A 9,403-nucleotide genomic window follows, 5' to 3' on the forward strand; every position below is an offset into this window, starting at 1 on the left:
GTCGGGACCGTCCCGACCCCGATCGGACGCTTTGCGGCGCTCTCGGGTTCCCGCGGGTGACCCCCGGCACGTCCGGAGCGTCGGGGGGCGGCGGCTCTCCACCGGAACGCAGGTGGCCGAGCAGGACAGCCAGCCGGGCCCGGCCCCGTGCGCACCGGCTCTTGACCGTCCCCTCGGCCACGCCGAGGATCCGGGCGACCTCCGCGACCGGGTACCCCTGCACGTCCACCAGGACGAGGGCGGCCCGCTGCTCGACCGGGAGCGCGGCCAGGGCGTCGCGAACGACCATCGCGGTGTCGTGGTCGCGTACCGGTGCGGCCGGCTCGACACCGCCGGTGCCGGAACCGTCGCCCGGGTCGTGGGTCCCGTCGGGCAGCGGCACCGTGGGATGGGCCTGCCGGCGGCGGATCCGGTCGAGGCAGGCGTTCACCACGATCCGATGCAGCCAGGTGGTGACGGCCGAGTCGCCCCGGAACCGGCCCGCGGCACGGTGGGCGGAGAGCAGCGCGTCCTGGAGCGCGTCGGCGGCCTCCTCACGGTCGCCGAGCGTACGCAGGGCCACCGCCCACAGCCGGTCCCGGTGCCGGTGGAACAGCTCGGCGAACGCGTCCCGGTCACCGGCGACATGAGCGCGCAGCAGGTCGAGGTCGCTGACCCGGTCGTCACCGGGTGCTCCGGCCGTCCGATCCCGGCCGGCAGGGCGTCCGTCGCGTACTTCCATCACCAGGTCCGGTGGATGTGCCTCATGAGCCCTGGACCGTGATCTCCTGAACGCCGAGCTTGAAGCCGTTCCCGCTCTGGGGCAGGTCGGTGATCCAGAACAGCAGGTACCGGTACTTCTTGTCGGCGTCGAAGCCGTTGAAGGCCATCGTGGTGCCGTCGTGCGCCTCGAAGGGCTGCCCGATCCGGTTCTTCAGGTACGCGGTGAGGATCTGGCCGTCACCGGCGGAGTTCGACGGCGCGTTGACGGTGCCGGTGAGCAGCTCCGCCGAGGCGCCGGTGACGGAGAGGTTGACCTGCACCGACTTGACGGTGCGCTCAGCGCCGAGGTCGATCCAGACGCCCATGCCCCGCTTGAGGCCGCCGAAGTTGCTACGCGGGTAGGTCTCCGTCGACCAGCCCTCGTCCCCGTCACCGTCGAAGACCTTCTCGGCGTCGCGGACCTCGCTTCGGTTACGGCTGTCGGGATCGATGATCCTGGCATCGCTGATCTTCAGGTTCCGGGTGACCGGCGCCGGTGGCTCCTCGCTCACGGGGGCGGCGGAAGTGGGGGCGGCGACCGGGCTGGTCTCTGGGTCCTCGTCGTCGCCGCCCAGTGTGTAGATGCCGATGAGCAGGCCGACCAGGGCTACTGCCAGCAGGCCGGCGATGCCCAGCGCGACCTTGCGCCCACCCGCGGCGGCGAGCGGAGACGGCTCGTCGCCGGACTCGGCGGCGAAACGCAACGGACCACTGTTGTCGAGGTAGTCGTCGTCGGCGGGCACGTCGAGCCGGGCCAGCTCTGCGGACAGGACGTCCGACGACGGCGGGGCGATCTCGGTGTCGAGTAGGTCCATCGTGAGATCGTCGAGGTAGGCCGGCACACCGGCCCGGACCTGACGGGGAGCCGCCGCCGCGCCACCGGCATCCCGCACCGCGTCGGGGATGGCCGCCCGGCCGTGCCCAGCGGTGGCACCGCGAAGCGGTGCCTCGGCGTGCGGCCAGTAGCCGGTCAGGGCGAAGTAGAGAATCCCGCCGACCGCCCGGACGTCACTCTCCTTGGTGTCGGCACCGTCGGTACGGGCGTCCGCCAGCACCACCCGGCCGTCGTCACTGATCATCACGGTGCCCGGATGCACGTTGCCGTGCACCATGCCGGTGGCGTGCACGGCGGCCAGCGCGCTGGCGACCGCGTTGCCGACGGCGGTGGCTCGGCCACCGTCCATCGACCCGTCCGCGACCAGTTCCCGCAGCGACCGCCCGTCGACCCACTCCCGCACCACGTAGGCTCGGTCGGCCTCGTCGATCGCGTCGTAGACGCCGACCAGGTTGGGGTGGATGACCCGGCTGGCCGCGACGGCGGCCTGGAGCATCTCGGTGGCGGACTCGCCGCCCGGGTAGCGAAGCACGACCGCGACGGGCCGGCGCAGCACGACATCGACCCCACGCCAGACCAGCCGGCCCGCGCTGTCGTTGTTGATGTGCTCGACCAGTTCGTAACGCTCGGCGAGGATCTCACCGGCCGTGGGAGCACCGAAGGTCATGACCGGCGGAGTGGTCTCGTCCGCGTCCTGACCCTCGCCGACCTGGGTCACCCGTCCTCCCTCGGTGATCGTGTCGATCGATGGACCCGCGCTGCTGGGCATGTGACTTCCCGCTCCGCCTTCGTATGGCATCGGCCAACCGGCCCCCAACGTGGCGCGCCGGTTACTGCCGTACCCGTCGAGTGCGACCTTACCTGGGTTGGCCGTCTCCCCGACATGTCATCTTCCCGCCGTGACCGGCGGAGGAGTTCGCAGTCGGGCGGACTCGTCCGGTTACGACCGTTGTCGGCCACGTTGCTGGCACATGTACTAGCCAATCTAGAGGCTGCCCACAACCGGCGTCCGCTGGGGCGGAGCAGGATGCGGCGGCGGGGTCGGGCGACTGCGGGGTTCCCGTCGATCGGCCGACCATACTCGGCCTTCCGGTTGGTTATCCACAGGCCAACCCGGCAGGTGAGCGGCGACGCGCGGAGTTATCCACAGGCGAATCCCCAGCCTGGTGATCGGCAGTCACTCTGGGTGCATCCCCGCGATTATCGATGATCAGCGGCCGAGCCGGCGGCGAACCATCCCGACCACCTCGGTGATCTCGGAGATCCGCAGCACGGTGGCCAGGCCGAGGTACGTGCTACCGATCACCGCGCCGCCCACCAGCAGCTGCACGATCGCCTCGGCCCACGTCGGCGTGTCTCCACCGGGAAGCAGGGCGACCACCAGCAGGCCGGCCAGGGCGGCACCGAGCGCGGCGACCACCACCCGGCCGAGCGTACGCATGATCGCGCCCAGCCCGATGCGACCTACCCGGGGACGCAGCAGCCATGCCGAAGCGATGGCGGCGGCCAGGTAGGAGACGGTGTTGCCGATCATCATTCCGGCACCCGCGAAGCTTGCCGAGAAGGCGAGGAAGAGGACGACTTGCACTGCGACGCGAAGCGCCACCACCGGGATGTTGATCAGTGCTGGGGTGCGGGTGTCGGGCAGCGCGTAGAAGGCGAAGGTGAACAGCTGGCTGATCGCGAACGGGACCAGTCCGATCGCGGCGACCAGCAGCACGGTCGACGTGGCTATCGCGTTGTCCGCGGTGAAGGCTCCGTAACGGAAGACCACCACCGAGATCGGTGCGGCCAGCACGGCGTAGCAGACCGCGATCGGTGCGAGAACTGCGCTGACCGTGCGGGTACCCCGGCTCAGGTCGCCGGTGAAGTCGTGGAATCGGCCGTCGGCCGCGGCGGCGCTCATCCGCGGCATCAGGGCCGTGATGATCGAGACGGCGATGATGCCGTGCGCCATCATCAGCAGCAGGAACACGTTGTTGTAGATCAGCAGACCGGCATTGTCCTCGCCCGCCGCCCGGGTGAGCAGGTTGACCACCACGAAGAGACCGAGCTGGTTGACCGCCACGTAGCAGAACATCCAGCCGCCGAGCCGGCCCAACTCGCGCAGCCCCAGTGCCCGGAAGTCGAACCGCAGCTTCCAGCGGAAGCCGACCTTGCGCAACGCCGGAAGCAGGCCGGCGGCTTGCACCGCAACGCCGAGCAGCGTCCCCCCGCCGATCAGGAGAATCTGGTCCAGCCCGACGTCGACGGGCTGCCGGGCCTGGGCACCGAAGAAGAGGATGTAGAGGCCGAACGTGGCGATGGCCACCAGGTTGTTCAGGATCGGCGCCCACATCGGCGCCGCGAAGTGGCCCCGCGTGTTCAGTACGGCCGCGATCAGCGCACTGATGCCGGTGAAGAACAGCATCGGCAGCATCAGGTACGAGAGCTTGGTGACCAGTCCTGTGTAGTGGCCATCCTTGCCGCTGGCGTAGATGCTGGTGAGCACCGGTGCCGAGATCACCGCGATCAGCGCGGCCGCAGCGAGCGCGACCACCGCCAGGGTCAACAGCCGCTGTGCGTACGCCTGCCCCTGGTCCTGATCGAGCTTGCGTCGTCGCACCAGCACCGGGATCAGCACGCTCGTCAAGACGCCGCCGAGAAGGAACTCGTACACCTGCTGCGGCAGGAACATGGCGGTCGTGAACGCGTTGCCGATCAGGTTGCCGAGGGCCGCACCGATCATGAGATTTCGGATGAAACCGGTTCCCCGGCTGATCAGACTGCCGACCGCCATCACCGCGCTGTTGGCCGCGGCGCTGGATTCGGCAACCTGTTCCTGAGGCGGCGCGACCGACTCGGCCGCGGGCTGGTTCAGCGGTTCGGCGGAGATGAACGTGGCGCCGTCGTCCGGCCGGCCGCCGGGCGCGCCGCCCTGCGCGGCGTTCGCGCTGCGGTAGAGCCCGCCGCTCATCTGTGCCTCCAAGAGGGTACGCCGGAGCCGGCACCGGCCCGCACGCCACAGACCTTAGTCAACCTCGGCCCGATACCCGCGCCCGGCGGAGGAGATGCCGGTCAGGACCGATAGGCTGCTGATCCCATGTCCGAAGCCGCCGCATCCCACATAACCGACCGCCGCGAACTCACCGCCGCGCAACGCAATGCCGTCGCCGAACTGCTCCGGGTTTCCCCGGTCGCCGACGAGTTGGGTCGCCGGTTCGCCGCCGCCGGTCACGAACTGCACCTCGTGGGCGGTTCGGTACGCGACGCCCTGCTCGGCCGGCTCGGCGAGGACCTCGACTTCTGCACCGACGCGCACCCCGACCAGACGCTGGGCATCGTGCGCGGCTGGGCCGAGGCGATCTGGGAGACCGGTCGCGAGTTCGGCACCATCGGCTGCCAGCGCGACGGGCTGCGGCTGGAGATCACCACCTTCCGCGCGGAGTCGTACGACCAGGTCAGCCGCAACCCGGTGGTCGAGTACGGCACCAGCCTGACCGAGGACCTGCGGCGGCGGGACTTCACCATCAACGCGATGGCGGTGAGCCTGCCGGAGCACCGGTTCACCGACCCGTACGGCGGCCTGGCCGACCTGGCCGCGAAGGTGGTGCGTACCCCGGGCACGCCGGCGGAGTCGTTCGGTGACGACCCACTGCGGATGCTGCGGGCCGCCCGCTTCGCCGCGCAGCTGCGCTTCGCGGTGCACCCGGACGTGCATGCGGCGATGAACCGGATGGCGGCCGACCTGGACCGGATCACCGCCGAACGGATCCGGGACGAGTTCACCAAGCTGCTCACCGGCGCCGACCCGATCACCGGTCTGCGGCTGCTGGTCGACACCGGTCTGGCCGAGCGCTTCATGCCGGAGCTGACCGGGCTGAAGCTGGAGATCGACGAGCACGCCCAGCACAAGGACGTCTACGAGCACACCATGACGGTGGTGCGCAACGCGATGTCGTACGAGCAGGACGGGCCGGACTTCATCCTGCGGATGGCCGCCCTGATGCACGACATCGGTAAGCCGGCCACCAAGTCGGTCGGCCCGGACGGGCGGGTCAGCTTCCACCACCACGAGGTGGTCGGCGCCCGGTTGACCAAGACGCGGATGAAGGCGCTGCGCTATCCGAAGGACGTGACCGGCAAGGTCACCGCGTTGGTCGCACTGCACCTGCGTTTCTACGGGTACGGCCGGGGCGAGTGGACCGACTCGGCGGTGCGCCGGTACGTGACGGACGCCGGTGATCTGCTGTCCCGGCTGCACAAGCTGACCCGGTCGGACTGCACCACCCGCAACCGGCGCAAGGCGGCCCAGCTGGCGGCCGACTACGACGCCCTGGAGGAGCGGATCGCCCGGATCGCCGCTGAGGAGGATCTGGCCCGGGTCCGGCCCGACCTCGACGGAAACGCGATCATGGAGTTGCTCGGCGTGCCACCGGGGCCGATCGTGGGACGGGCCTGGAAGTACCTGAAGGACCTGCGGCTGGAGCGCGGGCCGTTGGACCGCGACATCGCCGAGGCCGAACTGCTGCGCTGGGCCCGCGACGAGGGCCTGCGCGACTGACCGGGCGGCGGTCGGCGGGTGTCAGGTGGTCCGCTCCGGACCGGTGTTCGCCGTGGCTCGTCCGGTCTCCACGGTCGCTACGACGAAACGCCGGCGTTTCGACCGAAAGGTTGACGCGAGTCGTTGCGCCCGTCGTACATGATGTTGGAACGTCCGCTCGCTCACCGTCCTCTTGAGGAGCGGGACGACCCATCATCGTGCCGACGACCGGCCACCGGGCCCGGTCGACGACCAACGGGGAGACCACCTAGTGAAACGCCGAGGCGCACTGCGCCGTTCGGCGGCGGCGGGGATCGCCCTCGCCACCGCCTCGTCCATCCTCACCGTCGCCTCCGGTGGTGCCGCGACGGCCGGCCCGTCCGACCAGCCGCGGCCCAAGGTGCACAGCACCGAGGCCCTCGGCGTCGTGCCGGACCGCTACATCGTCGTCCTCAAGGACCAGGGAGCCGGTGCCAGCACGATCCGGGCCACCGCCGCGGCGCTCGCCAGAGTGAACGGCGGCACTGTCCGGCAGGTGTACGGCAACGCGCTCAACGGCTACTCGGTCACCATGAATCAGCGTCAGGCCGAGAAGTTGGCGACCAACCCCGCCGTGGCCTACGTCGAGCAGGTCCGGCGCGTTTCGGCCAGCGGCACCCAGAGCAGCCCGCCGTCCTGGGGTCTCGACCGGATCGACCAGGCTTCGGCGAAGCTGAACGGTAGCTACAAGTACCCGAACACCGGCAGCAAGGTCACCGCGTACATCCTGGACACCGGCATCAACACTGCCCACCAGGACTTCGGTGGCCGGGCCAGCATGGGTTACGACGCCATCAACCCGGCGCCCAACCCCACGCCTACCCCCAAGCCCACGCCCACCGCGTCGCCCACGCCCACCGCGTCGCCCACGCCCACCGCGTCGCCCACACCCACGGCGTCGCCCACACCCACGGCGTCACCGACGCCTACCGCGTCGCCCACGGTCGATCCCACCGTGGACCCCACGGTCGACCCGACCCCGGACCCCACGGTGGACCCCACGGTCGATCCGACCGTGGACCCGGATCCCACCGTGGACCCCACTGAGCCCACCGACCCTGGCACCATCCAGACCAACGCCGTGGCCGGGGACTGCAACGGCCACGGTACGCACGTGGCCGGCACGGTCGGCGGCGCGAAGTACGGTGTGGCCAAGGGAGTCAAGCTCGTCGGCGTGCGGGTGCTCGCCTGTAACGGCACCGGCACCACCGAGCAGGTCATCGCCGGCGTCGACTGGGTGACCAAGAACGCCAAGAAGCCGGCCGTGGCCAACATGAGCCTGGGCGACATCAAGGCCATCCCCTCGCTCGACGCCGCGGTGAAGCGATCCATCGACTCCGGCATCACCTACGCGATCGCCGCTGGCAACGACGCGATGGACGCCTGCAAGGCGTCGCCGGGGCGGGTGCCGGACGCGATTACCGTGGGTGCCACCGACCGGATCGACATGCGGGCCTGGTTCTCCAACTACGGCAAGTGCATCGACGTGTTTGCCCCCGGGGTGAGCATCGTCTCGGCCCGGCACAACAACAACACCGGCAGCGTGGGGTTCAGCGGTACCTCGATGGCCGCCCCGCATGTGGCGGGCGCCGCGGCCCTGCTGTTGCACACCAACCCGACCTGGAAGCCGAAGCAGGTTCGCGACCGGATCGTCACCACCGGCATCGCCGGCGCCGTCTACGACACGAAGAGCTCGATGGATCGGCTGCTGACCGTCGGCTCGGTCACTCCGGCGCGCAGCTCGTACGGCTTCAAGGCCCTTTCCAACGGCAAGTTCGTCACTGCCGCCAGCAGCACCAAGCCGCTGGTCAACAACGGCAAGAGCCTTGGCACCGCGCAGCGGTACGACATCGTCAACGCCGGTAGTGGCCTGGTCGCGCTGCGTTCGAAGACCAACGGCAGGTACGTGGTCGCGCCGAGCAAGGGCACCAAGCCGCTGATCGCCAGCCACAAGACGATCGTCACCTCGGCCAAGTTCACGATCGTGAACCACACCGACGGTACGGTCAGCCTCAAGGCCAAGATCAATGGCAAGTACGTCACGGCACCGAAGTCGGGCACCTCGTCGCTGAAGGCGAGCAGGACCAGCGTCGGCACCAACGAGAAATTCACCATCGACGCACCGGCCCCGGTGATCAGCATCAGGTCGAAGGCGAGCGGCAAGTACGTGGTGGCCGGAAGCAAGCCGCTGGTCGCCAGCAGCAAGACGGTTACCAAGGCGGCAAAGTTCCAGGTCGTCAACTACGGTAACGGTTACTTCGGCCTGAAGGCCCTGGCCAACGGCAAGTACGTGACCGCGCCGAGCAGCGGCAAGAAGGCGCTGATCGCCTCGAGCAAGTCGCTCAACTACTGGGAGATCTTCGACTTCCTCGACTACAACGGCGACGGCACGGTCTTCCTTGGGGCCCGCAACAACAAGGCGGTCTCCGCCGGCGCGTCCGGCACCAGCCAGCTGATTTCGAACAAGACCATCAGGTGGACCGCTTTTGAACTGGGGCTCGGCAAGGGCGAGAAGTTCACCGTCTCCGCTGCCTGAGTCCAGCAACGCACATCCGGCGCCCGCCGGAGCGCTCCCGAACCCGGGACTGCTCCGGCGGGCGCCGCCGTTTCTCGGCACCGGGCAACGCGATAGCCGTGTCGGTGCCGGTGGAGAATGGCGGCATGCGTTGGACGATGCTCGACTCGCCGATCGGGGAGTTCTCCGTGGCCACCAACGGTGACAGCGTGTGCGGGACACACTTCGGGCCGGTCGAGCACGCCGTGACCGAGCCGGTCGACGGGGTGTCCCGGCAGGCCCTGGCGGAACTGCGGGCGTACTTCGCCGGGGAGCTGAGCGAGTTCGGTGTGCCCGTGACGGTGCTGCGCGGCTCGGAGTTCGAGCGGGCGGTGTGGCGGGAGATGACCCGCATCCCGTACGGCGAGACGCTGACCTACGGCGAGGTGGCCCGGCGGGTGGGCGACCCGGGTGCGGCCCGCGCGGTGGGGGTGGCCTGCAACCGTAATCCGATCCCGGTGATCGTGCCGTGCCATCGCATCATCGGGGCCGGTGGGAAACTGGTCGGTTTCGGTGGCGGCCTGGACCGCAAGATCAAGCTGCTGGAGCTGGAGGCTCGCGTCGCCCTGCAACGCGCCTGGTCCTGACCGCCTTGGCGGTGCCCCTACGGCGGCCGTGGGCCGTGGACGCGTCGCGGGGGCGTGCCGGAGACCGTGCCGCCGGTCGACCCATCGCCGACCCGTCCGGCTCCGGACGGCGTCGAGGGCGGCCC

At 69.8% G+C, this 9,403-nt stretch carries 6 protein-coding genes; 3 read left to right on the top strand and 3 right to left on the bottom strand.

Features of this window, described 5'->3' with window-relative positions; genetic code table 11:
- The 3 genes from sigM to murJ form a co-directional block, all read right to left on the bottom strand.
- A partial coding sequence (sigM, locus tag AB0M52_RS24755; RefSeq protein ID WP_363958073.1) for an RNA polymerase sigma factor SigM occupies positions 1-721 on the bottom strand: 721 nt, incomplete at its 3' end.
- Positions 722-743: 22 nt separating this feature from the next.
- The gene (locus AB0M52_RS24760) at positions 744-2,345 is read right to left on the bottom strand and encodes a protein kinase family protein (RefSeq protein ID WP_363958075.1); all 1,602 of its coding nucleotides are present in this window, start codon (positions 2,343-2,345) and stop codon (positions 744-746) included.
- A 441-nt stretch (positions 2,346-2,786) separates the two neighbouring features.
- The gene (gene murJ, locus AB0M52_RS24765; protein WP_363958078.1) at positions 2,787-4,532 is read right to left on the bottom strand and encodes a murein biosynthesis integral membrane protein MurJ; all 1,746 of its coding nucleotides are present in this window, start codon (positions 4,530-4,532) and stop codon (positions 2,787-2,789) included.
- 126 nt (positions 4,533-4,658) lie between these two features.
- Between murJ and AB0M52_RS24770 the strand changes: the two genes are divergently transcribed.
- The 3 genes from AB0M52_RS24770 to AB0M52_RS24780 all read left to right on the top strand — a co-directional run bounded on the left by AB0M52_RS24770 (position 4,659) and on the right by AB0M52_RS24780 (position 9,278).
- Positions 4,659-6,119: a CCA tRNA nucleotidyltransferase gene (locus AB0M52_RS24770; RefSeq protein ID WP_363958081.1), complete on the top strand. Its 1,461-nt coding sequence runs from the start codon at positions 4,659-4,661 to the stop codon at positions 6,117-6,119.
- Between the two features lie 250 nt (positions 6,120-6,369).
- On the top strand, positions 6,370-8,673 hold the full coding sequence (locus tag AB0M52_RS24775) for a S8 family serine peptidase (protein WP_363958085.1): 2,304 nt from the start codon (positions 6,370-6,372) through the stop codon (positions 8,671-8,673).
- 125 nt (positions 8,674-8,798) lie between these two features.
- Positions 8,799-9,278: a methylated-DNA--[protein]-cysteine S-methyltransferase gene (locus AB0M52_RS24780; protein ID WP_363958088.1), complete on the top strand. Its 480-nt coding sequence runs from the start codon at positions 8,799-8,801 to the stop codon at positions 9,276-9,278.
- Positions 9,279-9,403 lie beyond the last annotated feature (125 nt).

Source organism: Micromonospora sp. NPDC051296 (assembly GCF_040682255.1).
In the GTDB taxonomy this organism is placed as follows: domain Bacteria; phylum Actinomycetota; class Actinomycetes; order Mycobacteriales; family Micromonosporaceae; genus Micromonospora; species Micromonospora craterilacus.

What these genes read in the sequence shown, in the direction of transcription:
- AB0M52_RS24770 (WP_363958081.1), top strand. Translation starts at nt 4,659, where the DNA reads ATGTCCGAAGCCGCCGCATCCCACATAACCGACCGCCGCGAACTCACC.
- murJ (WP_363958078.1), bottom strand. Translation starts at nt 4,532, where the DNA reads ATGAGCGGCGGGCTCTACCGCAGCGCGAACGCCGCGCAGGGCGGCGCG.
- AB0M52_RS24760 (WP_363958075.1), bottom strand. Translation starts at nt 2,345, where the DNA reads ATGCCCAGCAGCGCGGGTCCATCGATCGACACGATCACCGAGGGAGGA.
- AB0M52_RS24780 (WP_363958088.1), top strand. Translation starts at nt 8,799, where the DNA reads ATGCGTTGGACGATGCTCGACTCGCCGATCGGGGAGTTCTCCGTGGCC.